This is a genomic window from Geodermatophilaceae bacterium NBWT11, assembly GCA_014218215.1.
Lineage (GTDB): Bacteria > Actinomycetota > Actinomycetes > Mycobacteriales > Geodermatophilaceae > Klenkia.
On the sequence record CP043652.1, the window covers coordinates 2,699,116 to 2,722,503 of the forward strand.

A 23,388-nucleotide genomic window follows, 5' to 3' on the forward strand; every position below is an offset into this window, starting at 1 on the left:
CCGTTTGAGCTGGGCGTTCCCGGGTCATCCACCGAGCGGGCGGCGGTGCCGCTCCACCACGGGAGGCGGTCGTCATGACCAGCGCAGAACCGGTCCGGCCGGCCACCACCACGACGGGCCTCTTCGGCACCACGAAGATCCAGGCCTCCGTGCTCGCCTCCTACCAGCTCGTCGAAGACGCCCGGCAGCGCACGCCCGAGCACGTCCGCAAGCGTCAGCGCGCCCGGGCCCGCGCCGAGCAGGTCGTCGCCGTCCGCAAGGCCGCCCGCGAGTTCGAGCGGGCCGAGCGTCCCGTCGTCCCCACCGTGGTGGCCTCCGACCTCAGCTGAGGCAGAGCTCGTTGCCCTCCGGGTCGGCGATCGTGATCCACGAGGACGGCCCCTGCCGGCTGCGGTGCAGCTCCCGGGCGCCCATGCCGACCAGCCGGGCCAGCTCGCCCTCCTGCTGGTCGGCACCCACCCGCACGTCCAGGTGCACCCGGTTCTTGACCGTCTTGGGCTCGGGCACGAGCTGGAAGAGCACCCGGGGCGCGGCCGGTTCGTCGGGGTGCCGGATGGCCGCACCCTCCCGCCACACCAGCTCGCCCCGGTGCACGGCGGTGTCGGACTCCTGGGCGTGACCGGCATCGACCATCCGGCGGATGAACGCCTCGTCGCTGGGTTCGCGGGTCCAGCCCAGCGCTTCGGCCCACCAGTCGGCGAGGTCGTGCGGGGTGGGGGAGTCGACGGTGACCTGGAAGACGTGTGCCATGCCGGCACGCTAGGACCACCCACCGACAGTCCTCGAGGGGCAGCGTCGCCGGGGCGACCGTAATCTCACCCGGTGCCGATCAGCTCGCCCGAGGGCAAGGACTGGACCCGTCAGAAGATCCGCGAGCTCGCGCCGGAGTCGCTGCTGGACGTGGGAGCCGGAGCCGGCACCTACGCCAAGCTCCTGGCCGAGGACCGGCCCGCGCGGCTGACCGCGCTGGAGGTCTTCGAGCCCTACGTGGAGAAGTACGGGCTGCGCGAGCTCTACGACGAGGTGGTGCTGGGCGACGCCCGCACCACCGAGCTGCCCGCCGCCGACGTCGTCGTCCTCGGTGACGTGGCCGAGCACATGACCGTCGAGGAGGCCCAGGACCTCTGGCGCCGGGCCGGCGAGGCCGCCGGGCGCGCGGTCTACATGAGCATCCCGATCGTGCACTACCCGCAGGGCGAGCTGGAGCACAACCACCACGAGGTGCACGTGGTCGACGACTGGGACCACGACAAGGTCATGGCCGCCTTCCCCGGGATCACCGACACCTTCCGCGGCGAGGTCGTCGGGGTCTACGAGCGCCGCACCGACTGATCGGAGGGTGGGGGCGCAGACTTCCTGCGCTCCCACCCTCCACTCAGAGCTCGAGGGCCAGTTCGGCGCGCATCTCGGTGTCGTCCTGGGCCGGGGTGGCGGCCTTGGTGTGCTCGCGCCAGACCTGGCCCATCGGCGGGAACACCGAGCGGTGCACCTGGGCGCCGGGGTCCCACAGCCTGGAGCGCATCACGGCCTTCGCGCAGTGGAAGTAGGCCCGCTCGACGTCGATCACGGTCACCGACAGCGGCTGCTTGCCGAACTCGGTCAGGTCGGCGTCGACCTCGGCCGGGGTGACCAGCCGGGCGCGGCCGTAGACCCGCAACGTCTCCTCGATGCCGGGCACGAAGAACATCAGCGCCACCCGGGGGTTGCCGGCCAGGTTGCGCAGGCTGTCGACCCGGTTGTTGCCCTGGCGGTCGGGCAGCGCCAGCGTGTGCTCGTCGACCACCCGGACGAAGCCTGGACCGCCACCGCGGGGGGAGACGTCGGGGAAGCCGTCGGGGTCCACCGTCGCCAGCGTGGCGAACGGCGAGAGCTCGATGAACCGGGCGCAGTGGTGGTCGACGTGGTCGATCACCTTGTCCACGGCGCGGGTGGACGCAGCGGGGTAGCTGGAGACGACGGTGCTCACCTGCGCAGGAGAACACACCCCGGGTTGCGTCCGTGTTGCCCGGCCTACCGTCTGCAGCCGTGTCCCTCACCTGGAGCGCCCCGGTCCGGTACAGCGAGTGCGACGACCAGCGGGTGGTCTTCAACGCGAACTACCTCGTCTGGGCCGACGAGGCCTCCAACGCGTGGTGGCCCTCGGTCGGGCTGACCTGGGACCCCGACGGCGTCGCCGGCGTGCAGCCGATGGTGAAGGCCTCGACGTTGGAGTGGACCGCCAGCGCCCGCTGGGGGGACGTCGTCGACGTGGTCTGCGCGCTGGACTCCCTCGGCCGGACCAGCCTCACGCTGCGCTTCACCGTGTGGGTGGGCGAGCGGCTGTGCTGCGTCGTCCGGACGACCTACGTCGCCACGTCGGACGGCGCGGCGGTGCCCTGGCCCGACGTCGTCCGGGCCGCCGTCACAGCCGGCTGACGGTCTCCCGGTCCTCGACGCCGCGGTACCACTGGTCCAGCACCTGACCGAAGAGCGGCTGGTCGGGGTCGGCCCGGCCGAAGAGCGTCATCGACGAGCGCAACTTGCGGTCGTCGGGGGAGTGCAGGACCTCGAGCGCCGTGCGGTCGGGGTGGGCTAGCAGCAGCTCGGTGACCTCGAGCAGCCTCGGGCCGAGGACCGGGTGGGCCAGGTACTCGCGCGCGGCGTCGAGGTCGGGGATCGCGTAGCGGCGGTTCATGTCCGAGGTGCCCAGGCCGGCGAGCTGGGGGAAGACGAACCACATCCAGTGCGTCCGCTTGTCCCCGGCGCGGAGCTCGGTGCGGACGTCGTCCCAGAGCGGGTCCTGGGCGTCGACGAAGCGCTGGGTGTCCATCAGGAGCCTCCGGGTGGGAGCAGGGGGAGACCGGACGGGGCGCCGGCCTCGATCAGGCGCCACAGCGCGTCGGTGTCGGCGTGGTCGGCGATCAGGTCGCCCAGGGCGTCCAGGCGGGTCTCCCGGACGGCGGCGAAGTCGGTGTCCTCGGCGACGAGGAAGCGCCGGCCGGTGAGCCGGGCGACCTCGGTGAGGAAGGCCCGGCGGAAGCCGTCGTTCTCCAGCGCGCCGTGCCACGTCGTCCCGAAGACCGCCCCGACCCGGGTGCCGTCGAGGAACGGCTCACCGCCCTCGACGGTCACAACGCCGTGGTGTATCTCGTAGCCGCGCACCTCGTGGCCCAGCGCCTGTCCGACCGGGCGGCCCAGGGTCTTGTCCCGGGCGAAGACGACGTCGGTGGGCAGGAGCCCCAGCCCGTCGACGGCCCCGGCCCGGGACTCCACGTCGTCCACGATCGTGCGGGCCAGCATCTGGTGCCCGCCGCAGATGCCCAGCACCGGCTGGTCCGCCGCGGCCCGGCGGGCGAGCGCTGCGTCCAGGCCACGCTCGCGCAGCCAGGCCAGGTCCGACACGGTCGAGCGGGTGCCGGGGAGCACCACCAGGTCGGCGTCGGCGAGCTCCTCGGGGCGGGTGGCGTAGCGCACCAGCACGCCGGGCTCGGCGGCCAGCGCGTCCAGGTCGGTGAAGTTCGACAGCCGCGGCAGCTGCACGACCGACACCCGCAGGACGTCGTCCCCGCGTGGGGGGAGGGAGGGGCCGCGGTCCCCGGCGAGGTCCAGGGAGTCCTCGACGTCGAGCCACAGGCCGGGCAGCCAGGGCAGCACGCCGAACGTGGGCCGGCCGGTGAGCCGCTCGAGGGTCTCCAGGCCGGGGGCCAGCAGGCGGACGTCGCCGCGGAACTTGTTCACCAGGAACCCCGCCACCAGCGCCTGGTCGGCCGGTGGCATCAGCGCGACGGTGCCGTAGAGGGCGGGGAACACCCCGCCGCGGTCGATGTCGCCGACCACGAGCACCGGCAGGTCGGCCGCGGTCGCCAGGCCCATGTTGGCGATGTCGGTGTCGCGCAGGTTGATCTCGGTGGGGGAGCCGGCGCCCTCGCAGACCACCACGTCGAACCGGCTGCGCAGGTCGGCCAGGCTGACCAGCACCTGCTCGAGCAGCGCGGCCTTCATCGGCCGGTAGCTGAGCGCGGTCACGTCGGCGACGGCCCTGCCCAGGACGACGACCTGGCTGGAGTTCTCGCCCCCGGGCTTGAGCAGCACCGGGTTCATCGCGGCCTCGGGCTCGACCCGGGCGGCGGCGGCCTGGAACACCTGGGCCCGGCCGATCTCCGCACCGTCGGAGGTGACGCCGGAGTTGTTGCTCATGTTCTGCGCCTTGAACGGCGCCACCGAGACGCCCTGGCGGACCAGCCAGCGGCAGATCCCGGCCGTGACGACGGACTTGCCGGCGTCCGACGTCGTCCCGGCGACCAGCAGCGCGCCGCTCACCAGCCGGACTTGTCCTGGCCGGACAGCTCGGCGATGGCCTCCATGACCCGGTCGGTGACCACCCGGCGGGCCTTGCCGTTGCCGGCCAGCCCGCGCTGCTCGGGGAAGGTGATCGGCTCGCCGAAGGTGATGGTCACCTTGTGCGGGCGCGGCCAGCGGGCCCCGACCGGCTGCACGTGCTCGGTGCCGTGCACCGCGACCGGGACGACGGGGCAGTCGGCGGTGAGCGCCAGCCACGCCACCCCGGTCTTGCCGCGGGCCAGCTTGCCGTCGCGGGACCGGGTGCCCTCGGGGTAGATGCCGAACGCCTCACCGGCCTCCAGGGCGTGCAGCACCGTGTCCAGCGCGGCCTGCGCGGCCCGGTGGGTCTGCCGCTCCACCGGCCGGGCGCCCAGCGCCGTGAACAGCGTCTTCGAGGCCCACCCGCTGATCCCGGTGCCGGTGAAGTACTCGGCCTTGGCCAGGTACCCGACCTTGCGCGGGGCCATCAGCGGGATGGCGATGGAGTCGATGAAGGACCGGTGGTTGCTGGCCAGCAGCAGCGGGCCGGTGAGCGGCAGCCGCTCCTTGCCGACCACGGTGGGCCGGCAGGTGAGGATGAACAGCGGTCTGAGCACGAACCGGGCGATGAAGTAGAACACCGCGCCTCCCTCCATCGCGTGCCCGACGACGGCGTCCGGGCAACCCCGGCAGTCTCCCCCACGCCCGGCGCCGACCGGGGGTGGGGCGGGTCACCTCAGACCACGGTGGACGACGGCGCCGGCCGCGGGGTGGCCTGTCCGCGCAGCTGCCGGTCCAGCCCGGCGAGCACCTCGACGGCGCTGCGCAGCTCTCCCGGGGGCCGGGTGAACGGCAGCCGCAGCCGGTCGTCGAAGGCCGCGCCGGTGCCGAACACCCGGCCCTCGGCGAGCAGCAGCCCGGCCGGGGCCGCCGCCGCGGTGAGCGCCGCGGAGCTGAGCCCGGGCGGCAGCTGCGCCCACACGCACAGCCCACCCGAGGGGACCGTGAGCGACCAGTCGGGCAGCTGCTCCCGCACCGCGGCCACGAGGGCGTCCCGCTGGGTGCGCAGCTGCTCCCGGCGGTGGGCCAGCACGGCGTCCAGGTCGCGGACCAGCGTGGTGGCGGCGAGCTGGTCGAGCAGGCCGACCGACAGCTGCCGGTGCCCCAGCACGGTGGCCAGCCGCTCCACCAGCGCCGCGTCGGTGCGCAGCCACCCCACCCGCAGTCCGCCCCAGACGGACTTGGAGAGCCCGCCGACGGTGATCATGGCGGCGTCGGGCAGTCCGGCGGCGACGTGCGGAGCGGGGTCGCCGTCGATGACGAGCTCGGCGGCGATCTCGTCGACGACGGTGAGCACGCCCTGCTGCCACAGCGTCGCGGCCAGCCGGCGGCGGCCGGTGGCGCTCAGCGAGATGCCGGTCGGGTTGGCGTGGTCGGGCATCAGGTAGGCCATCCGCGGGGCGCTCTGCCGGGCGGCCAGCCGGGCCGCCTCGACCAGGGCGTCGGGGTCGGCGGCGTCGACCGGCACCGGGACGCAGCGCCCGCCGGCCAGCTCCACCGACCGGATCGCCCCGGGGTAGCTGGGGTGCTGCACCAGCACCCGGTCGCCGGGCTCCACCAGGGCGCCCCAGACCAGGGCCGCGGCGTCACCGGCCCCGGAGGTGATGAGCACCTGGTCGGCCGTGGTCGGCAGGCCCTGGGCGGTGTACCGGTCGGCGACCGCTGCCCGCAGTTCGGGCAGGCCGACCGGCACGTAGCCGCTGCCCCGCGTGTACGCCTCCAGCCGGGTGAGGGCGTCGGCGTAGGCCGGGGCGAGCAGCGGGGACGCCGGGGACGCGCCGTGGGCCAGGTCCACCACGCCGGGGACGTCACCGGACCGCCAGTTCCAGGCCGGTCGGTCGTCGGGCAGCTCCAGCACGGTGCCCGAGCCGTGCCGGGTGTGTGCGAACCCGGCCTCGCGCAGCGTCCGGTAGGCGCTGGCCACGGTCACCCGGCTGACCCCCAGGGCGGCAGCGAGGTCGCGCTCGGCCGGCAGTCGGGTGCCGACCGGCAGCTCGCCGGTGACCACCAGCTCCCGCACCCGGCGGGCCAGCGCGGCGTACCGGGGCGATCCGTCCGTGTCCCCGAGCTGAGCAGCGAGCTCGTGCGCAGGAGTGGACTGCTCGGTGACGACTGGCATGCGGACCACCATGCCGGACTGGACTGCTCGGCACCAGTCCTCCGTGCGTCACGGTGGGTCCATGACCTCGGGTGGAGTCCTCGCGCTGCTGTTCCTGCTCGGCTGTGGCTGGCTGCTGCTGGCCACCGTCCGGGCCGTCGTCCGCGGTGGCCTCGGCCCATCCGACCCGCCGGCCAGCCACCCCCGCGTCGACCCGGCCGGCTTCCTCGCCTCGCGCTGACCGGGCCCGGGCGTCGATCAGCTCCGACGACCACCGTGCGTCCTCCTCCACCGGCGTCGGTGGAGGAGGACGCACTCTGGTCGTCCCAGCTGATCAACGCCGGGGGCGGGCCAGCAGGCGGGTGAGGACGGCGAGGGCGGCGGACGCCGTCCACACCGCGCGGGAGAGGGCGACCGCGCGGGCGACGTCGGCCCGGACCGGGGGAGCTCCGTCGCCCATCGTGGGGCGCTCCTCCACCCGGGTGCCGTAGACGTTGCGGCCGCCCAGCCGGATGCCCAGCGCGCCGGCGGCGGCGGCCTCGCAGCGGCCGGAGTTCGGGCTGGGGTGCGCCGCGCCGTCCCGCTGCCAGATCCGCAGCGCCTCACCTGCCGAGCCGCCGACCAGCGGCGCGACGGCGACGGTGAGTGCCGCGGTGAGCCTGGCGGGCAGCCAGTTGGCGACGTCGTCCGCCCGGGCCGATGCCCAGCCGAACCGGAGGTACCGGTCGGACCGGTAGCCGACCATCGCGTCCAGGGTGTTCACCGAGCGGTAGGCGACCAGCCCCGGCAGCCCGGCGACCGCACCCCACACCAGCGGGGCGACCGCGGCGTCGGAGGTGTTCTCCGCGACCGACTCCACCGTGGCGCGCACCAGCTCGGCCTCGCCCAGGGACGACGGGTCGCGGCCGGCGAGGGAGGACAGGTGCGCCCGCGCGGCGGGCAGGTCGTCGGCGGTCAGGTGCCCGGCCATCTTCGTCCCGGCCCGGCCCAGCGAGGTGCCGCCGAGCACCGACCAGGTGACGAGGGCGGTCAGCGCCGCGCGGGTGAGCGGCCGCGAGCGGGTGGACCGGTCGGCCGCCGTCCCCAGCGCGGTGACCGTGCCGACGCACACCGCCCAGTACGCGGCACCGGTCGCCCGGTCGTCGCGCCAGACGCGTCGTTCCAGCGCTGCGGCGGCCTGGCCGAAGCCGGCGACCGGGTGCCGGCGGCGCGGGTCGCCGAGCGCGGCGTCGGCCAGCGAGCCCAGGGCGAGGCCGGCGGCGGTCGGGAGGTCCACGAGGGGAGATGGTGCCAACTACGATCGGCCCCCATGCGCCTGCCCGGCCGTTACGACGGCGTCGCCCGGCCGATCGTCACCTACGGCAGCAACGAGGTCCTGCACCGTCCGTGCACGCCGGTGACCGAGTTCGGCCGCGACCTCAAGCGGCTGCTGCTGGACATGTTCGCCTCCATGGAGGCCGCCGACGGCGTGGGCCTGGCGGCCAACCAGATCGGCGTCGACGCCCGGGTGTTCGTCATCGACTGCCCGGACGCCGACGGCGAGGACGTCATCGGCTACGTGGTGAACCCGGTGCTCACCGTGCTCGAACCGCTGGACGGAGAGCCCGAGGTGGAGGTCACCGAGGAGGGCTGCCTGTCGGTCCCCGGCCCCTACGCCGAGCTCGAACGGCGCTTCCGCGCCCGGGTCGACGGCGTGGACGCCACCGGCCAGCCCACCTCGATCGAGGCCACCGGGATGGCCGCCCGCTGCCTGCAGCACGAGTGCGACCACCTCGACGGCACCGTCTACGTCGACCTGCTCCCCGAGGAGCTGCGCGAGCGGCTGCTCGCCGAGGCCGCCGGCCCCGGGGGCGAGCTCCCCGCGTGACCGTCGTCGTGGTCGGCATCGGCGCCGACGGCTGGGACGGGCTCGCGCCGCTGTCGAGGGCCGCCGTCGAGGCCGCCGAGGTGCTGCTCGGCTCGGACCGCCAGCTCGACCTCGTCCCCGCTTCGGTCACCGCGCACCGGCAGGCCTGGCCCTCCCCGATGGTCCCGGCGCTGCCCGGGCTGTTCGAGACGCACGCCGGGCGGGCCGTCGTCGTCCTCGCCTCCGGTGACCCGATGCTGTCCGGCGTCGGCACCACGCTGGTGCGGCTGCTCGGCCCCGGGCAGGTGCGGGTGCTCCCGGCGCCGTCCTCGGTCTCGCTGGCCTGCGCCCGGCTGGGCTGGGCGGTGGAGGAGACCGAGGTGGTCTCGCTGGTCGGCCGGCCCCTGGAGCTGCTGCACCCGCGCGTGCAACCCGGCCGCCGGCTGCTGGTCCTGGGCTCGGACGGCGACACCCCCGCCGCCGTCGCCGCCCTGCTCACCGCCCGCGGCTACGGGGAGTCCACGGTGACCGTGCTGTCGGAGCTGGGCGGTCCGGCCGAGGCCGTGCACACCGGTACCGCAGCAGCCTGGACACCGACCGCCGACCCGTTGGTGGTCACCGCCGTGGAGTGCCGGGCCACCCGCGGCACCGCCCCGCTGCCCACCACCCCCGGCCTGCCCGACGGCGCCTACGAGAACGACGGCCAGCTGACCAAGAACGAGGTCCGCGCGGTCACGCTGTCCCGGCTGGCCGCCGTCCCCGGGCAGCTGCTCTGGGACGTCGGCGCGGGCGCCGGGTCGATCGGCATCGAGTGGATGCGCACGCACCCCTCCTGCCGGGCGGTCGCGGTGGAGTCGGTGCAGGAGCGGGCCGAGCGCATCGTCCGCAACGCCACCCGGCTCGGCGTCCCGCACCTGCGCGTGGTGCACGGCCGGGCGCCGGAGGTCTTCGGTCGGCTCGCACCGCCGGACGCCGTGTTCGTGGGCGGCGGGGCCACCACCCCGCTGCTGCTGGACGCCTGCTGGGACGCGCTGCGGGAGGGTGGCCGGATGGTGGTCAACGCGGTGACCGTGCAGAGCGAGGCCGTGCTCGCCGACTGGCACGCCCGCTTCGGCGGTGAGCTGGTGCGCATCTCGGTGCAGCGCGGCGAACCCGTCGGCGGCTTCACCGGCTGGAAGCCGGCCATGCCCGTGACGATCTGGAGCGGCACCCGATGACCGTGCACTTCATCGGCGCCGGCCCCGGCGCCGCCGACCTGGTGACCCTGCGTGCTGCCCGGCTGATCGCCGCCGCCCCGGTCTGCCTGTACGCCGGCGCCCTGGTGCCCCGCGAGCTGCTGGACACCGCGCCGGCCGACGCCCGGCTGGTCGACACCGCCGACCTGGACCTCGACCAGATCACCGCCGAGCTGGTCGCCGCGCACGAGGCCGGGCTCGACGTCGCCCGGCTGCACTCCGGGGACCCGTCGGTGTGGAGTGCGATGGCCGAGCAGATGCGCCGGCTGGACGCCGCCGGGGTGCCCTACGACGTCGTCCCCGGCGTGCCGGCGTTCGCCGCCGCGGCCGCCTCGCTCAAGCGCGAGCTGACCGTGCCCGGGGTGGGCCAGACGGTGGTGCTCACCCGCACCTCGGCGCGGTCGACCGCCATGCCGCCCGGGGAGCAGCTGTCGGCCTATGCCGCGACCGGGGCCACCCTGGTGCTGCACCTCGCCGTCCAGCGGATCGCGGAGCTGGCTCCCGAACTGGCCGAGCACTACGGCACCGACGGGCCGGTCGCCGTCGTCGCCCGGGCCAGCCGGGACGACGAGCTGGTGCTGCGCGGCACGCTGGGCGACATCGCCGAGAAGGTCGCGGCCGCGGGCGTCGTCCGGACGGCGGTGGTGGTGGTCGGCTCGGTGCTCACCGCCGGGGAGTTCCCGGACAGCCACCTCTACTCGACCTCCCGGACGCGCTAGTGGAGTGGCAGGGGCGCGGGATCCGCGCCCTGGCACTCCACCTACGCACGCCCCACGACGGTGCCGCCGCGGTCGATGACCACGACGTCGACCTCGACCGGGGCGCCGGCCAGGGTGCGCAGGCAGGTCTCCCGGGCGCCGGCCGCGACCAGGTCGCCCAGCGGGAGGCCGGCGGCCTGGCACTGCTGCAGCGCGTCCAGCGCGGTGTTCGCCGCGCGCACGCCGGCGGCCAGCTCGGCCGACCCGCCGGCGCCGGTGACCAGCTCGGCGAGGGCGTCGGTGGAGACCTGCGAGCGGGCCGAGTGCAGGTCGAGGTGGCCGTCGGCGAGCTTGGCCAGCTTGCCGATCCCGCCGGCGATGGTCAGCCGCGGCACGGGGTGGGTGCGCAGGTACTTCAGCACCGCGCCGGCGAAGTCGCCCATGTCCAGCAGCGCGTCCAGCGGCAGGCCGTGCAGCGCGGCCACGGTGTTCTCACTCGTCGAGCCGGTGCAGCCGGCCACGTGGGTGTGCCCGGCGGCCCGGGCGACGTCGATGCCCCGGCGGATCGAGTCGATCCACGACGCGCACGAGTAGGGGACGACGACGCCGGTCGTGCCCAGGATGCTCAGCCCGCCCAGGATCCCCAGCCGCGGGTTCCAGGTCTGCGCCGCGAGGTCCGCGCCGCCCTCGACGGACACGGTGAGGACGACGTCGCCGCTGCCGCCGTGCCGGGCCGCGACGGCCGCGACGTGCTCGCGCATCAGCCGGCGCGGCACCGGGTTGACCGCCGGCTCACCGACCGCCAGCGGCAGCCCGGGCTTGGTCACCGTGCCCACGCCCTCGCCGGCCACGAACACCACGCCGCTGCCGGGCTCGCCGTGGGTGACCGTGACGCCGATCAGCGCGCCGTGCGTGACGTCCGGGTCGTCGCCGGCGTCCTTGACGATGCTGGCGCTGGCGTGCGCCGGCCCCAGGTCCTCCCGGGCGAGGGCGAACGACGGGTGCCGGTCGCGGGGCAGGTCGATCTGCACCGGGTCGGGGAACGTGCCGGTGAGCAGCGCGGTGTAGGCCGCGGTGGTCGCCGCGGTCGCGCAGGCGCCGGTGGTCCAGCCGTGCCGCAGGCCCGTGCTCCCCTCGGTCCCGGCACTGGTCACGGCTCCATGGTGCCCGGTCGGTGACCGTCCTCGTGCTCGGTGGCACCGGCGAGGCCCGGGCGCTGGCCGCGGCCCTGGTCGGGGACGGCGTCGACGTGCTGTCCTCGCTGGCCGGTCGGGTGGCCGAGCCGCTGCTGCCGTTGGGCGGGGTGCGGGTCGGCGGGTTCGGTGGCGCTGCGGGGCTGGCCGCCTGGATCGCCGAGCACCGGCCGACCGCCGTCGTCGACGCCACGCACCCCTTCGCCGCCACCATCACCGCGAACGCCGCAGCCGCCTGCGCCGCCAGCGGCACGCCCCTGCTCCGGCTGCAACGCCCGGGGTGGACGGCCCAGCCCGGCGACGACTGGCGGTGGGCCGACTCCCTCGCCGAGGCCGCCACGATGGTCAGCGGCACCGTCTTCCTCACCACCGGGCGGCAGGGGATCGGCGCGTTCGCCGCGCTGCCCGGCACCGTGCTGGTGCGCTCGGTCGACCCCCCCACCGAGCCGCTGCCCGCCGGGGCCACCCTGCTGCTGGCCCGGGGGCCGTTCACCCTGGACGACGAGCTCGCCCTGCTGCGGGAGCACGCCGTCGACGTCGTCGTCACCAAGGACTCCGGAGGGCACATGACCGAGGCCAAGCTGACCGCCGCCCGCACGCTCGGCATCCCGGTGGTGCTGGTCCGCCGGCCCGCGCTGCCCGCGGGGGTGGCGGTGGTCGACACCGTCGAGGCGGCCCTGGCGTGGCTCCGGTGAGGCTCGTCCTGTTCGACCTGGACGGGACGCTGGTCGACTCCTCGCCCGGCATCCACGCCAGCATCCGGGTCGCCGCCGACGCCCTCGGGCTGCCCGCACCCACCGCCGACCAGCTCACTGCGATGGTCGGCCCGCCGCTGCAGGACGGCTTCGCCGCCGCGTTCGGGCTCACCGGCGCCGACGTCGACCGCGCGGTGGCCGCCTACCGGGCGCACTACGCGGCCGGCGCGATCCTCGACGCCCCGGTCTACCCGGGCATCGCCGAGCTGCTCGACGTACTCCGGGCCGACGGGGCGGTGCTCGCCGTCGCCACCAGCAAGCCCGAGGAGTTCGCCCGCCGGATCCTCGACCACGTCGGGCTCACCGACGCCGTCGCGAGCGTGCACGGCGCGACGATGGACGGCCGGGTGCGGCACAAGCAGCAGGTCGTCGGGCTGGCCCTGGCCGCCCACGCCGACGGCGAGCGGCCGGTGCTCGTCGGGGACCGCGCCCAGGACGTCGTCGGCGCCCGGGTGCACGGTCTGCCGTGCATCGGCGCAGGCTGGGGGCCCGCCCGGCCGGGCGAGCTCGCCCAGGCCGGGGCCGCCGTCGTCTGCGCCGTCCCGGGGGACGTGCCGGCCGCGCTGGCGGACCTGTGACTCCCCTGGGTGATCACCCGTCCGGCGACTGTTCCGTGGGGCATCCGCAGCCGATGACCTGACCAGCGGGGCACTCCGGTCCCGGACGTCGTCGGGAGGTGTGTGCGTGCTGCCGGGTGCCGAGCTGCCGCTGCCGCGTGCGCTCGTCGACGTCGTCGTCGGCGGGGTGGTCGTGACCGGTCGGGTCGAGCGACTGCGCCCCACCGGCCTGGTCGTCGAGCTGCCCGGCGCGCTGCCCCCGGGCGACGGCGTGGAGCTGTACTGGAACGGGGCGGACGGCGTCCGCGTCGTCCCGGCCCGGGTGGTGCTGTGCTGGACCGTGCGCACCGGCGTGCGGGTGCAGCTGGTGCCCAGCGGCCCGGCCGAGGCCGGCAACCGGCGGGACGCCGTGCGCGCGGACCTGCGGCTGCGCGCCCAGCTCACCGAACGGGAGTCCGGCGCGGTGTTCCTCGGCCGCACCCGGGACGTCAGCGAGACCGGACTGCGCTGCCTGCTGTCCCCCGGCCCGCTGGCCCCGACGACCGGCGCCGAGGTCGACGTGGGCCTCACGCTCCGCGGCGCGGTGTTCCCGGTGCCCGGACGGCTGCACCGGGTGAGCCCGGACGAGCACGGCTGGGACGTCGTCGTCGCCTACGCCGGGCTGTGCGCGAGCATGGCCGACCTGCTGCGCGCCCAGGTGTTCGCGGCCCTGCGGGAGCAGCGGCGGCTCAGTCTGCGGTGACGAGCGCCCGGGCCGGTGCCCCGCGCTGGTGCACCAGGAGGCCGACCACGGCCGACAGCGCGAGCACGATCACCGCCACCCCGTAGACCTCCGCGGTGGTGGTCAGGCCGATGTGCGTGCTGGCCACCCCGGCCGCGATCGCCGGGATGCTGAACGCCAGGTAGCTGACCGTGAAGACCGCCGACAGCAGCCCGGCGCGCTGACCGGGGTCGACCCCGCGGGTGACGGTGGCCATCGCGCCCAGGAACGCCGACCCGAAGCCGAACCCCGACACCACCGCGGCCACGAAGAAGAAGGCCAGCGACCCCGCCAGGAGCGCGGCCACCGTGCCCGCGACCCCGACGGCAAAGACCAGCGCCCCGGTGATCATCCCGCGGGTGGGCTCGAGCCTCTGGGTGAGCAGCGAGCCGACCAGCCCGGTGCCGTTCAGCGCCAGGATCAGCAGGCTGCCCACCACGTGGTTCTCCACCCCGTAGACCCCGGCGACCAGCGAGGGCCCCAGCGAGGCGTAGAGCCCGCCGAGCGCCCAGGTCGCGGCCAGGCACGGCAGCACGACCACGAACGCCCGCCGGTTGGCCCGCGGCACGTGCATGCTCGGCCGCAACGACGCCCACGCGCCCGGCCGCCGCGGCGAGGACTCCGGCAGGCCCAGCCACACCGCGGCAGCCGCCACCAGGAACACCACGGTGAGGACGCCGAAGACCCATTCCGTGGGCGAGGGCACGAACTGCACGGCGATCCCCGCGCCGACCGCGCCCGCGCTGAGCCCGAAGCCCGGCGACGCGCTGTTGACCAGCGGGCCCAGGGGCTTCTCCGGCCGCTGCAGGTCCAGCAGCGCCGCCCCGAACGCCCCGGTCATCGCGCCGGTGGCCAGGCCCTGCACGACCCGGGCGGCCAGCAGCCAGCCCACGCCGTCCGCGGCCAGGAACAGGCCCATCGCCGCGGCCTCGAGCACCAGCGCGACGGCCAACACCGGGCGTCGTCCGACGTGGTCGCTGAGCCCGCCCACCACCAGCAGCGCCCCCAGCAGGGCGAAGGCGTAGACGGCGAACACCACGGTGATCACGCCCGAGGAGAAGCCGAACTCCTCGGCGTAGACCCGGTACAGCGGCGAGGGCACGCCGCTGGCGGCGAGGACCAGGACCAGCAGCACCGCGACCGACCAGAACGCCGCCGGCCGGGAGAGTGTGCGCACTCGTTGCGCAAGCCACCGGCCCCCCGGTCTGTTCCCGGCGCGCCGAGTGCACGCTCGCTCTTCCCCAGGGAGCCGCGGGACCAGATCAAGCGTGCAGTCAGTGCATGGGGACGCCGAGAGCGGAGGCGCGGGCGGCCAGCGCAGCAGCGATCCTCTCGACGAGGCCCCTCATGTCGTGCGGGTCCGGTGCGGTGACGTAGAACAGCTGCCACCCCAGCTCCTGGACCTCGTTCAGGACGCGGCGGTCCTTCGGCAGCCGGAACCGCTGCTCCGGGCGGGTCGAGGTGCTCACGTGGGTCGACCCGTCGTACTCCACCGCGAAGCGCAGGTGCGGCCACGCGAAGTCCAGCGTCTTCACCGTCTGACCCGACGGCTTGCGCAGCCGGTGTTGCGCGACGGGGTCCGGGAGCCCGGCTGCGCGCATCGCCAGGCGGAGCACGGTCTCGGGAGGTGACCCGGCGAGCCCGTCGGCGTCGGCGAGAGCGGCCCGGAGGCCGCGACAGCCACGCCCGGACCAGAGCGCGCCGGCCGCCCGCAGCTGCGCGAGGGTCACCGGCGCCGACTCCACGAACTGGTCCAGCACCACGACCGACTCGGTGTGACCGCGGGCGGGGTCGGCCGCCAGCTCGAGCGCCGCGTGCACCGGCCACAGCGCGGGCACGTCCCGCATCCAGGGCACGCAGCCGATGTGGTCGGGGTGCAGCGCACGGCGCCGGATGTGCAGGCCCCGCACCTGGCGCCCGTCGCCGGGGGGCACGGTGACCTCCACCGGGTGGCCGCGGAGCGCGCCGTCCGGACCGTCGACGTCCACGCCCCAGAGCCAGGCGGCGCTGCGGCCGCTGACAACCGCCGAGGGCAGCAGCAGGTGGGCGGCCTGCGCCCGGACGTCGTGGGTGACCGTGGTGCCGGCAGCCACGTAGACGTCCCACAGGACGCGTTCCCAGCCTGGGCCGTGCAGCTCGTTGCGGGTCAGGAGACCGGCAGCGAGGGCCCGCGACCCGCGGAACGGTCCGGTCGCGAGCTCGGGGACCGGGCGGAGGCGGAGAGGCACCGCCGGAGAGTGCCGGACGTCGTCCAGGCGACGGGGCCGCTGTCCACAGGCGCAGCGACCGAGTGCACGCTCGGTCTGGTTCCCGGGCCTCTCGAACCAGACGGGGCGTGCACTCGGCGAGTCAGCCCGGGTAGTGGCGGCTGGTGTACACCTGGCCGGACGGGGTCACGCGCGTCTGGGTCGAGCCGATCATCACCAGGCAGCGCATGTCGACGGTGCCGGGGTCGAAGGCGCCCAGGGTGGTGACCACCAGCGACTCCTCGGGGCCGCCGACGTCGCGGCCGACGACGACCACGGTGTCGGGGGAGCGGACCTCGAGCAGGGCGTCGCGGGCCTCGAAGAGCTGCTGCGGGCGCGCCTTGGAGCGCGGGTTGTAGAGCGCGATGACCAGGTCGGCCTGCGCCGCGTGCCGCAGCCGGTCCAGGACGACGTCGAAGGGCTTGAGCACGTCCGACAGCGACAGGATGCAGAAGTCGTGGCCCAGCGGGGCGCCGACCCGGGAGGCGACGGCCTGGGCGGCGGTGATGCCGGGCAGCACCCGCACCGGGACGTCGGGGAAGTCGGCGGCGGCCACCTCGAGCACGGCCGCGGCCATCGCGAACACCCCCGGGTCGCCCGAAGACACGACTGCGACCCGGCGGCCCGAGCGGGCCATCTCCAGCGCTGCGGCCGCCCGGAGAGCCTCCACCCGGTTGTCGCTGGGGTGCTTGACCTGGCGCGGGTTGGCCGGCACCCGGTCCAGGTAGGGGCCGTAGCCGACCAGGTCGTCGGCCTCGGCGAGCGCGGCGGCGGCCTCGGGGGTGGTCCAGGCGCGGGAGCCCGGTCCCAGCCCGACCACGGTGACGCCGGGCTCGGTGGGCGGACCGGCGAACGACTCGGGCGCGTTGCCCGGCCCGGTCAGCTCCGAGGGCAGCAGGGCGAGCGAGAAGTACGGCACGCTCTCCGGGTCCACGTCGGCCAGCGGCAGGACGCGCTGACGCGTGGTCGTGGCCCGCTCCACGTACCAGGCGCGGTCGAGCACGCCGGCGGCCTCGAAGGCGTCCCGGACGCCGGGGAAGGTGCGGCCCAGCTTCATCACCGCGGCCGAGTCGGTGGTGGCCAGCCACTCGGCGAGCTCGTCGGAGGGCAGCGTGCCGGGCAGCACGGTGAGCACCTCGTCGCGCTCGACGAGCGGCCGGCCGAGGACGGCCGAGGCGCCGCTGACGCTGGTCACCCCGGGCACGACCTCGGTCTCGTACCGGTGCGCGAGCCGCTTGTGCATGTGCATGTAGGAGCCGTAGAAGAACGGGTCCCCCTCGGCGAGGACGACGACGTCCCGGCCGGCGTCCAGGTGCGCGGCGAGCCGGGCGGCGGCGGTCTCGTAGAACTCGTCGATCGCGCCCTGGTAGCCGCCGGGGTGGTCGGTGGTCTCGGTGGTCACCGGGTAGACCAGCAGCTCCTCGACCTGGCCCGCGCGCAGGTACGGCTCGGCCAGCCCGCGGGCCACCGAGCGGCCGTGCCGGGCGGCGTGGAAGGCGACGACGTCGGCGGCACCGATCAGCCGGGCGGCCTTGACGGTGACGAGCTCGGGGTCGCCGGGGCCCAGGCCGACGCCGTAGAGGCGGCCGGTCACTCCGCGGTGCTCGCCAGCGCGTTGACCGCGGCGGCGGTCATCGCCGAGCCACCCCGGCGGCCGCGGACGACGAGGAAGTCCAGGTCGGAGGCGGCCAGGGCCTCCTTGCTCTCCACCGCGCCGATGAAGCCGACCGGGATGCCCACGACGGCGGCCGGGCGCGGGCCACCGGCGGCGACCATCTCCAGCAGGTGGAACAGCGCGGTGGGGGCGTTGCCGATCGCGACGACGGCGCCCTCGAGCTTCTCGCCCCACAGGTGCAGGGCCGCCGCGGTGCGGGTGGTGCCCATCTCGCGGGCCAGGTCCGGGGTGCGCGGGTCGTTGAGCGTGCACACCACCTCGTTGAAGGCCGGCAGCCGCTTGCGGGTCACCCCGGCGGCCACCATCTGCGCGTCGCACAGCACGGGGGCACCGAGCTCCAGTGCGGCCCGCGCCTTCCCCACCACGCCGTCGGACCAGGCGACGTCGGAGACCAGGTCGACCTGTCCGCAGGCGTGGATCATCCGCACCGTCACCTGGGCGACGTCGGCGGGCAGCCGGTCCAGCGCCGCCTCCCGGCGGATGGTCGCGAAGGACTGCCGGTAGATCTCGGCGCCGTCGTGCTCGTACTCGTACTGCGCGCTCACACCGCTCCGATCGTGTAGCCGTCACCGGTGGCGACCACGTCCAGGGCCCCGGCGGGGCGGCCGCAGCGTCGTCCGCAGCCGGCCCAGTGCTGCCGGGCACCGTCTGCAGGCAGTCTGCCCGCCGTCACCGCGGCCCCTGCATCCGCCCGGACGTCGGCGAGGGACTTCGCGCACCCGGGCCGGCCGGCACACGTGGTGACCTGCAGCCACGGGCTCGACTCGTCGAAGACGAACCCGGTGCGGAACAGGTCGACGGCGGCGTCGTCCACGGCCTCCTCGGCCAGGTCCGGGACGACGACGGTGCGCCACGGGGTGATCCGCACGCCGTCGGCCAGCTCGGCGAGCAGCTCGGCCTGGTCGGCGCTCAGCCGGCCGAGGGGGACGACGCCGACCAGCGCGGTCCGTCCATCGGGCTGGGCGACCGCGCCCACCTGGCCCACCAGCGGCGCGGCGGGCACCTCGACCGGGGTGCCGCGGCGGGCGGTGAGCCGGGCGGCGACCCGGGCCGGTCCGTCGTCCAGCTCGGCCAGCCGCCAGGCCTGCGAGTCCTGCGCGGCGCGTTCGGCGAGCAGGGCGCGGGCGGCCTCGAGCGCGAGGTCGACGGCGCCGCCAGGGTCGGTGCGCAGCCCGGAGTCGACCCCGCCGAGCACCAGCGCGACCTCGGTGGCCGACAGCGCCAGCAGGCCGACGTCGGCACCCAGGCCGATCACGTCGCCGCGGCCGTCGTCCAGGGAGACCAGGAAGCGGCCGGGCAGCTCGGCGAGGGCGGGGTCGGCGACCAGACCGGCGTCCAGGGCCCGCACCCAGGGGGAGGCGTTGACGTGCCCCTCGTCGTCCAGGCCGGTGAGCGCGCTGGCCAGCACGTTGCGGACCCGCTCGTGGGTGGCGCTGGGCAGCAGGCCGGCGTCGGCCAGCCGGTCGCCGAGGTCGTGGACCACCGGGAGACCACGCAGCTGCAGGTTGCCGCGGCTGGTCATCTCCAGGTGGCCGTCGCCGAGCTCGCGGGACGCGAGCGCCAGCACCCGCAGCTGGTGGGCGCTCAGCGACCCGCCGGGCACCCGCACGCGGGCGAGCTCGCCGTCGGCGGCGGTGTGCGTCTGCAGGGCGCCGGGGCAGGCGTCGACGCGGTCGCGGGGTGAGGTCATGACCCGGGCGAGGTTACGTGCGCGCCCTTCAGCAGCAGCACGGCCAGCGGGACCAGCAGCACCCCGGCGGCGACGGCGACCGTGCCGTAGCCACCGGCCGACAGCACCGGTCCGGCCAGCGCGCCGGCGGTGGCCCCGGCCAGGCCCATCACCAGGTCCGAGCTGCCCTGCACCGGGGTGCGCACCTCGGCGGGGACGGACTCCGAGAGCAGCGTGGAGCCGGCGACCAGCCCGGCCGACCAGCCGAGCCCCAGCAGCAGCATCGAGACGGTCACCCAGCCGTGGGCCTCGGCCGGGGCGAGCCCGCCGACCAGCAGCGCCACGGCGAGCAGGCCCACCCCGAGCCCGAGGGTGGGCACCCGGCCGAACCGGTCGGCCAGCCAGCCCATCACCGGGGAGGCGGCGTACATGCCGGCCACGTGCACGCTGATCACCAGCCCGACCAGCTGCAGCGAGGCGCCGCCGTGGCCCAGGTGCACCGGGGTCATCACCATCACCCCGACCATCACCGCGTGCGACGTGGCGATCGCGACCAGCCCGAGCCGGGCGGCCGGCAGGCCCCACACCACGCCGAGCGTGGTCCGCAGGGAGGGCCGTGGACCGGTCGGCGCGCCGGGCCCGGCGACCACCAGCGGGTCGGGCCGCAGCAGCACCCAGACCAGCACCGCGCCGGCGGCGAAGGCGGCCGCGGCGAGCAGGAACGGCCCGGCCAGCGGGGTCACCCCGACCGCCTCGCCCAGCCGGCCGCCGACGCCGGACAGGTTGGGGCCGAGCACCGCGCCGGCCGTGGTCGCCCACACCACGGTGGACAACGACCGGCCGCGGGTCGCCGGCGTGGCTGCGTCGGTGGCGGCGTAGCGGGCCTGGAGCCCCGACGCCGTGGCCCCGCCGACCAGCAGCAGACCGGCGACGAGGAGCACGAACGAGCCGAGGACGGCGGCGAGCACCACCAGCCCGGCGCCGGCCAGGCCCAGCCCGTACCCGGTCGCCAGCGCCGGACGTCGTCCGCGGGCGGCGGCCAGCCGGGCCATCGGCACCGCGAGCCCGGCCGCGCCCAGCACGGTGGCGGTCTGCGCCAGACCGGACAGCGCCGTCGACCCCGACACCTGCTCGGCCAGCAGACCGCCGACGGCGATCCCGCCGGCCACCCCGACGCCGCCGAGCACCTGGCTGCCCACCAGCACGGGGACCGCCCGCCGGCGGGCCTGCTCACGGCTCGCGGTCGGGGTCTCGACGGCACGGGTCACCCGGAGGATCCTGCCCCGTGGACGGCGGGAAGGGCAGCGGCCCGTGGCGCGTTGTGCCCCCGCCTGAGAGGAGGCCCCCCATGACCGACATCGACCTGCACTCCGAGTTCCTCCGCGCCGAGCTGTTCCTGACCAGCGGGCAGCCGACCGAGGCGGTGGCGATCCTGGCCCCGGTCGTGGCGGCCGAGCCGACCAACGTCGCCGTCCTCGAGCTGCTGGGCCGGGCCTGCTTCGAGTCCGCGCAGCTGGTCAGGGCCGAGCAGGCGTTCGAGGCCCTGGTGGGCCTGGCGCCGGCCGACGGCTGGGCCCGCCGGGCGCTGGCCCGCACGCTGGAGCGCCAGCACCGGGCCGACGAGGCCGCACTGCACCACCGGCTGGCCGACGCCCTCGGCGCGGCGAGCTGAGGTGGAGGGCCGGAGCGCAGGAGACCTGCGCTCCGGCCCTCCGCCTACGCGGTGCGGCCCAGGCGGGCGAGCACCCGGGTCTGCCGGTCGGCGCCGTCCGGGGCGGGGACGGCGGGGGCGCAGATGCCGTCCATGTGCAACGCCTCGCCGAAGCCGTCCGCGCCGGCCTCGGTGCGCGCCAGCTCGGCGTCGGTGAGCGTCTCGTCGCCGCCGGTGGCCCGGGCGACGTCCCAGCGGTGCACGACCATGTCCCAGACGTAGAACTGCTCGAGCGTGGCGCCCACGGTGGTGGGGCCGAAGAACCCGTCGTAGGTCCGGTCGGCCAGCTCGCCGGCCAGGCCGAGCAGCTCGATGCTGTGCGCGCGGAAGGCCGCGGCCGGGTCCGCTAGGTCGGGCGCCGGACCGAGCGCGGCGCCGTGCGTCGTCAGCAGCTCGCGCTGGGTGGTGACCACGTGGGCGACGACGTCGCGGGCCGACCACCCGTCGCACGGGGACGGCGCGTCCCAGGCGGTGGCCGGGACGGCGTCGAGGACGGCGGACAGGGGTCGGGCGGCGGCCTCGTAGGCGGCGGTGGCGTTCACGCCACGGACCCTCCTGCGTGCGGCAGGGTGGCGTCTTGATGGAACCCGACACCCCACGCCGCTCGGTGGACGCCGTGGAGCGCGCCCACCTGCGGGCGCCCGGCGACCGCTCGCACGTGATGCACCGCTACCCGCCGCCGCCCGGGCTGGAGCCGCTGGTGCAGCGGTTCTGGGTGCCGGTCTGGTCGGTGCCGGCCGGGGAGGAGTCGGTGCAGCGGGTGCTTCAGTACCCGGTGTCGCTGCTGGTCGTCGCGCACGACTACGCCCGCTTCTACGGCGTCCGCACCGGGCTGTCGGAGACCACGCTGGCCGGGGACGGCTGGGCCGTGGGCGTGATGTGCACGCCGGCCGCCGGGTCGCTGGTGGCCGGCGGGTCGATGGCCGCGTTCACCGACCGGCACGTGGACCTGGGTGAGGTGCTCGACTCGGCTGAGCTCGTCGACAGGGTGCGGACGGCGATGGCCGTCGACCCGCTCGCCGCGACCGCCCACGAGGCCTCCATCGCGGCGTTCGCCGAGGCGCTGACCCCGCTGCTGCCGGTCGACCCCGAGGGCGAGCTGGTCGACCGGGTGGTCGCGCTGGTGGAGGGCCGGCCCGACCTGCTGCGGGTGGCCCAGCTGTGCGAGGAGACCGGGCTGGGCGAGCGTGCCCTGCAGCGGCTGCTGCAGCGGCGGCTGGGGCTGACCCCGAAGTGGCTGGTCCAGCGGCGCCGGCTGCAGGAGGCCGCCGACCTGCTGCGGCACGACGGCGCCCCGCTCGCCGAGACCGCCGCGGTGCTGGGCTACGCCGACCAGGCCCACTTCGTCCGCGACTTCTCCCGGGTCACCGGCACCACGCCCGGCCGGTTCGCCGCGTCACACCGTGAGGCGCAGCGGTAGCGAGTCCCAGGCGCGCAGGGTGTTGTTGAGGTGTCGCACCGGCTCGCCGGTGAGCTCCAGCCGGGTGACCCGGGCCAGCAGGGCGGTGAGCAGCGACTCGGCCTCCAGCCGGGCGACGTGCTGGCCGACGCACTGGTGGATGCCCATCCCGAAGCCGACGTGGCCGGAGGGGTCGCGGGTGAGGTCGAAGGCGTCCGGGTCGGCCCAGTGCCGGGGGTCGCGGTTGGCGGCGGCGAAGAACACCAGCACCTTCGCCCCGGCCGGGACGACCGCGTCGGCGACCGGGACGTCGCGCACCGTCGTCCGGAAGAACGCCTGGACCGGCGACTCCCACCGGACGGCCTCGTCGAAGGCCACCCGCACCAGCTCGGGGCGGGCGCGCAGCAGGTCCCAGGCGCCGGGGGTGGCGGCCAGGGCGTGCAGCACCGCGCCGATGCCGTGCACGGTGGTGTCGACCCCCGCGGTGAGCAGCGAGCGGACGACGAGCGGGGCCTGGGCGTGGGTGAGGTCGCCGCGGTCGGCGGCGGCCCAGATGTCGGCGCCGAAGCCGGCCGGGGCCAGGTTCTCCCGCAGGCACTGCTGCCCGACCCAGCCGGCGTGCTCGGCCATGTGCTCGTTGCCGGCCAGCACCAGCGGGTTGTCGGTCGGCCCGAAGGCGTTGAACGCGTGGTCGCCGTAGGGGAGCAGGTGCTCCCGGCCGTCGGCCCGCAGGCCCACCGCGTCGGGGAAGACCCGCAGCGGGAAGGCCGCGGCCAGCGTCGGGACGGCGTCCACCTCGACCTCGGACCGGCCGCCCAGCAGGTCGTCGACCAGGGCCACGGCGTCGGCGGCCCAGTCCTCGCGCAGCCGGCGCAGCGCCCGCGGGCCGAGGATCCTGGCCAGCACCGTGCGCGGGGCGTCGTGCGCCGGCGGGTCGGCCTCCAGCAGCAGGGACGGCGGGCGCCACGGCGTCTCGGTGCGGAAGTTCGTCAGCCCCACCCCGGCCGAGGACTCGAAGGACTGCCAGTCGCTCAGCGCCGCCCGGACGTCGGCGTACCGGGCGATCGCGTACGTGTCGTACCGCGGGAGGCGGACCAGCGGGCCGGCGTCGCGCAGCGCGGCGTGGGCGGGCAGCGGGTCGCGCAGCACCTCGGGGTCGAAGGGGTCCAGGTCCAGGGCCGGCAGGG

General features: G+C 75.9%; 27 protein-coding genes. 11 read left to right on the forward strand and 16 right to left on the reverse strand.

Features of this window, described 5'->3' with window-relative positions; genetic code table 11:
• Positions 1 to 74: 74 nt before the first annotated feature.
• A complete protein-coding gene (locus F1C76_12920; protein QNG37363.1) occupies positions 75 to 329 on the forward strand; it encodes a hypothetical protein in 255 nt (84 codons plus the stop codon).
• Here F1C76_12920 and F1C76_12925 read toward each other — a convergent pair.
• Positions 322 to 750 (reverse strand): VOC family protein, encoded by a 429-nt coding sequence (locus F1C76_12925; protein QNG37364.1) that lies wholly within the window; start codon positions 748 to 750, stop codon positions 322 to 324. The two genes, F1C76_12920 and F1C76_12925, sit on opposite strands and share 8 nt — an antisense overlap.
• Positions 751 to 822: 72 nt before the next feature.
• Here F1C76_12925 and F1C76_12930 point away from each other — a divergent pair, with 72 nt between their 5' ends.
• Positions 823 to 1,332, forward strand: a complete 510-nt coding sequence (locus F1C76_12930; protein ID QNG37365.1) for a class I SAM-dependent methyltransferase — start codon at positions 823 to 825, stop codon at positions 1,330 to 1,332.
• A 43-nt stretch (positions 1,333 to 1,375) separates the two neighbouring features.
• Here F1C76_12930 and F1C76_12935 read toward each other — a convergent pair whose 3' ends face one another.
• Positions 1,376 to 1,966 carry a pyridoxamine 5'-phosphate oxidase family protein gene (locus F1C76_12935; GenBank protein QNG37366.1) on the reverse strand — a complete coding sequence of 197 codons (591 nt, stop codon included), beginning with the start codon at positions 1,964 to 1,966 and terminating at the stop codon, positions 1,376 to 1,378.
• 59 nt (positions 1,967 to 2,025) lie between these two features.
• Between F1C76_12935 and F1C76_12940 the strand changes: the two genes are divergently transcribed.
• Positions 2,026 to 2,415: an acyl-CoA thioesterase gene (locus F1C76_12940; GenBank protein QNG37367.1), complete on the forward strand. Its 390-nt coding sequence runs from the start codon at positions 2,026 to 2,028 to the stop codon at positions 2,413 to 2,415.
• Here F1C76_12940 and F1C76_12945 read toward each other — a convergent pair.
• From F1C76_12945 to F1C76_12965, 5 genes are all read right to left on the reverse strand, one after another.
• Entirely contained in the window at positions 2,402 to 2,809 is a 408-nt protein-coding gene (locus F1C76_12945) for a DUF1810 domain-containing protein (protein ID QNG37368.1), read from the reverse strand. The genes F1C76_12940 and F1C76_12945 overlap by 14 nt on opposite strands.
• Positions 2,809 to 4,299: a cobyric acid synthase gene (locus tag F1C76_12950; GenBank protein ID QNG37369.1), complete on the reverse strand. Its 1,491-nt coding sequence runs from the start codon at positions 4,297 to 4,299 to the stop codon at positions 2,809 to 2,811. Before F1C76_12950 ends, F1C76_12945 begins: the two co-directional genes overlap by 1 nt.
• On the reverse strand, positions 4,296 to 4,940 hold the full coding sequence (locus F1C76_12955; GenBank protein QNG37370.1) for a 1-acyl-sn-glycerol-3-phosphate acyltransferase: 645 nt from the start codon (positions 4,938 to 4,940) through the stop codon (positions 4,296 to 4,298). Before F1C76_12955 ends, F1C76_12950 begins: the two co-directional genes overlap by 4 nt.
• 95 nt (positions 4,941 to 5,035) lie before the next feature.
• Positions 5,036 to 6,478, reverse strand: a complete 1,443-nt coding sequence (locus F1C76_12960) for a PLP-dependent aminotransferase family protein (protein ID QNG37371.1) — start codon at positions 6,476 to 6,478, stop codon at positions 5,036 to 5,038.
• A 313-nt stretch (positions 6,479 to 6,791) separates the two neighbouring features.
• Complete coding sequence (locus F1C76_12965; GenBank protein QNG37372.1) at positions 6,792 to 7,733, reverse strand: cobalamin biosynthesis protein; 942 nt, start codon at positions 7,731 to 7,733, stop codon at positions 6,792 to 6,794.
• A gap of 33 nt (positions 7,734 to 7,766) precedes the next feature.
• Between F1C76_12965 and def the strand changes: the two genes are divergently transcribed.
• From def to cobM, 3 genes are read left to right on the forward strand one after another with little or no spacing between them, the layout of a single operon-like run.
• Positions 7,767 to 8,324, forward strand: a complete 558-nt coding sequence (gene def, locus F1C76_12970; GenBank protein ID QNG37373.1) for a peptide deformylase — start codon at positions 7,767 to 7,769, stop codon at positions 8,322 to 8,324.
• On the forward strand, positions 8,321 to 9,520 hold the full coding sequence (locus tag F1C76_12975; protein QNG37374.1) for a bifunctional cobalt-precorrin-7 (C(5))-methyltransferase/cobalt-precorrin-6B (C(15))-methyltransferase: 1,200 nt from the start codon (positions 8,321 to 8,323) through the stop codon (positions 9,518 to 9,520). The genes def and F1C76_12975 overlap by 4 nt, the downstream gene beginning before the upstream one ends.
• The gene (gene cobM / locus F1C76_12980) at positions 9,517 to 10,257 is read left to right on the forward strand and encodes a precorrin-4 C(11)-methyltransferase (GenBank protein QNG37375.1); all 741 of its coding nucleotides are present in this window, start codon (positions 9,517 to 9,519) and stop codon (positions 10,255 to 10,257) included. The genes F1C76_12975 and cobM overlap by 4 nt, the downstream gene beginning before the upstream one ends.
• 41 nt (positions 10,258 to 10,298) lie before the next feature.
• Here cobM and F1C76_12985 read toward each other — a convergent pair whose 3' ends face one another.
• Entirely contained in the window at positions 10,299 to 11,390 is a 1,092-nt protein-coding gene (locus tag F1C76_12985) for a cobalt-precorrin-5B (C(1))-methyltransferase (GenBank protein ID QNG37376.1), read from the reverse strand.
• Positions 11,391 to 11,410: 20 nt separating this feature from the next.
• On the opposite strand from F1C76_12985, the gene F1C76_12990 reads away from it, so the two are divergent.
• Genes F1C76_12990 through F1C76_13000 form a run of 3 tightly spaced genes read left to right on the forward strand, consistent with a single transcriptional unit; the run spans position 11,411 to position 13,483 of the window.
• Positions 11,411 to 12,124 carry a cobalt-precorrin-6A reductase gene (locus tag F1C76_12990; protein QNG37377.1) on the forward strand — a complete coding sequence of 238 codons (714 nt, stop codon included), beginning with the start codon at positions 11,411 to 11,413 and terminating at the stop codon, positions 12,122 to 12,124.
• Complete coding sequence (locus F1C76_12995) at positions 12,112 to 12,762, forward strand: HAD hydrolase-like protein (protein QNG37378.1); 651 nt, start codon at positions 12,112 to 12,114, stop codon at positions 12,760 to 12,762. Before F1C76_12990 ends, F1C76_12995 begins: the two co-directional genes overlap by 13 nt.
• Before the next feature lie 28 nt (positions 12,763 to 12,790).
• Positions 12,791 to 13,483, forward strand: coding sequence for a PilZ domain-containing protein (locus F1C76_13000; protein ID QNG37379.1), 693 nt, complete (start codon positions 12,791 to 12,793; stop codon positions 13,481 to 13,483).
• On the opposite strand, the gene F1C76_13005 is transcribed toward F1C76_13000, so the two are convergent.
• The 6 genes from F1C76_13005 to F1C76_13030 all read right to left on the reverse strand — a co-directional run bounded on the left by F1C76_13005 (position 13,470) and on the right by F1C76_13030 (position 20,368).
• Complete coding sequence (locus F1C76_13005; protein QNG37380.1) at positions 13,470 to 14,678, reverse strand: MFS transporter; 1,209 nt, start codon at positions 14,676 to 14,678, stop codon at positions 13,470 to 13,472. The genes F1C76_13000 and F1C76_13005 overlap by 14 nt on opposite strands.
• Positions 14,679 to 14,775: 97 nt before the next feature.
• The gene (locus F1C76_13010; protein ID QNG37381.1) at positions 14,776 to 15,729 is read right to left on the reverse strand and encodes a hypothetical protein; all 954 of its coding nucleotides are present in this window, start codon (positions 15,727 to 15,729) and stop codon (positions 14,776 to 14,778) included.
• A 121-nt stretch (positions 15,730 to 15,850) separates the two neighbouring features.
• Positions 15,851 to 17,341, reverse strand: coding sequence for a precorrin-2 C(20)-methyltransferase (locus F1C76_13015; protein ID QNG37382.1), 1,491 nt, complete (start codon positions 17,339 to 17,341; stop codon positions 15,851 to 15,853).
• Positions 17,338 to 17,967 (reverse strand): precorrin-8X methylmutase, encoded by a 630-nt coding sequence (locus F1C76_13020; protein ID QNG37383.1) that lies wholly within the window; start codon positions 17,965 to 17,967, stop codon positions 17,338 to 17,340. The genes F1C76_13015 and F1C76_13020 overlap by 4 nt, the downstream gene beginning before the upstream one ends.
• On the reverse strand, positions 17,964 to 19,112 hold the full coding sequence (locus F1C76_13025) for a precorrin-3B synthase (GenBank protein QNG37384.1): 1,149 nt from the start codon (positions 19,110 to 19,112) through the stop codon (positions 17,964 to 17,966). Before F1C76_13025 ends, F1C76_13020 begins: the two co-directional genes overlap by 4 nt.
• A complete protein-coding gene (locus tag F1C76_13030) occupies positions 19,109 to 20,368 on the reverse strand; it encodes an MFS transporter (GenBank protein ID QNG37385.1) in 1,260 nt (419 codons plus the stop codon). Before F1C76_13030 ends, F1C76_13025 begins: the two co-directional genes overlap by 4 nt.
• Before the next feature lie 71 nt (positions 20,369 to 20,439).
• Here F1C76_13030 and F1C76_13035 point away from each other — a divergent pair, with 71 nt between their 5' ends.
• A complete protein-coding gene (locus F1C76_13035; GenBank protein QNG37386.1) occupies positions 20,440 to 20,763 on the forward strand; it encodes a tetratricopeptide repeat protein in 324 nt (107 codons plus the stop codon).
• Positions 20,764 to 20,807: 44 nt separating this feature from the next.
• Here F1C76_13035 and F1C76_13040 read toward each other — a convergent pair whose 3' ends face one another.
• Positions 20,808 to 21,344, reverse strand: a complete 537-nt coding sequence (locus F1C76_13040; GenBank protein QNG37387.1) for a maleylpyruvate isomerase family mycothiol-dependent enzyme — start codon at positions 21,342 to 21,344, stop codon at positions 20,808 to 20,810.
• A gap of 38 nt (positions 21,345 to 21,382) precedes the next feature.
• On the opposite strand from F1C76_13040, the gene F1C76_13045 reads away from it, so the two are divergent.
• The gene (locus F1C76_13045) at positions 21,383 to 22,222 is read left to right on the forward strand and encodes a helix-turn-helix transcriptional regulator (GenBank protein QNG37388.1); all 840 of its coding nucleotides are present in this window, start codon (positions 21,383 to 21,385) and stop codon (positions 22,220 to 22,222) included.
• Here F1C76_13045 and F1C76_13050 read toward each other — a convergent pair.
• A complete protein-coding gene (locus F1C76_13050) occupies positions 22,199 to 23,386 on the reverse strand; it encodes a cytochrome P450 (GenBank protein QNG39222.1) in 1,188 nt (395 codons plus the stop codon). The two genes, F1C76_13045 and F1C76_13050, sit on opposite strands and share 24 nt — an antisense overlap.
• Positions 23,387 to 23,388 lie beyond the last annotated feature (2 nt).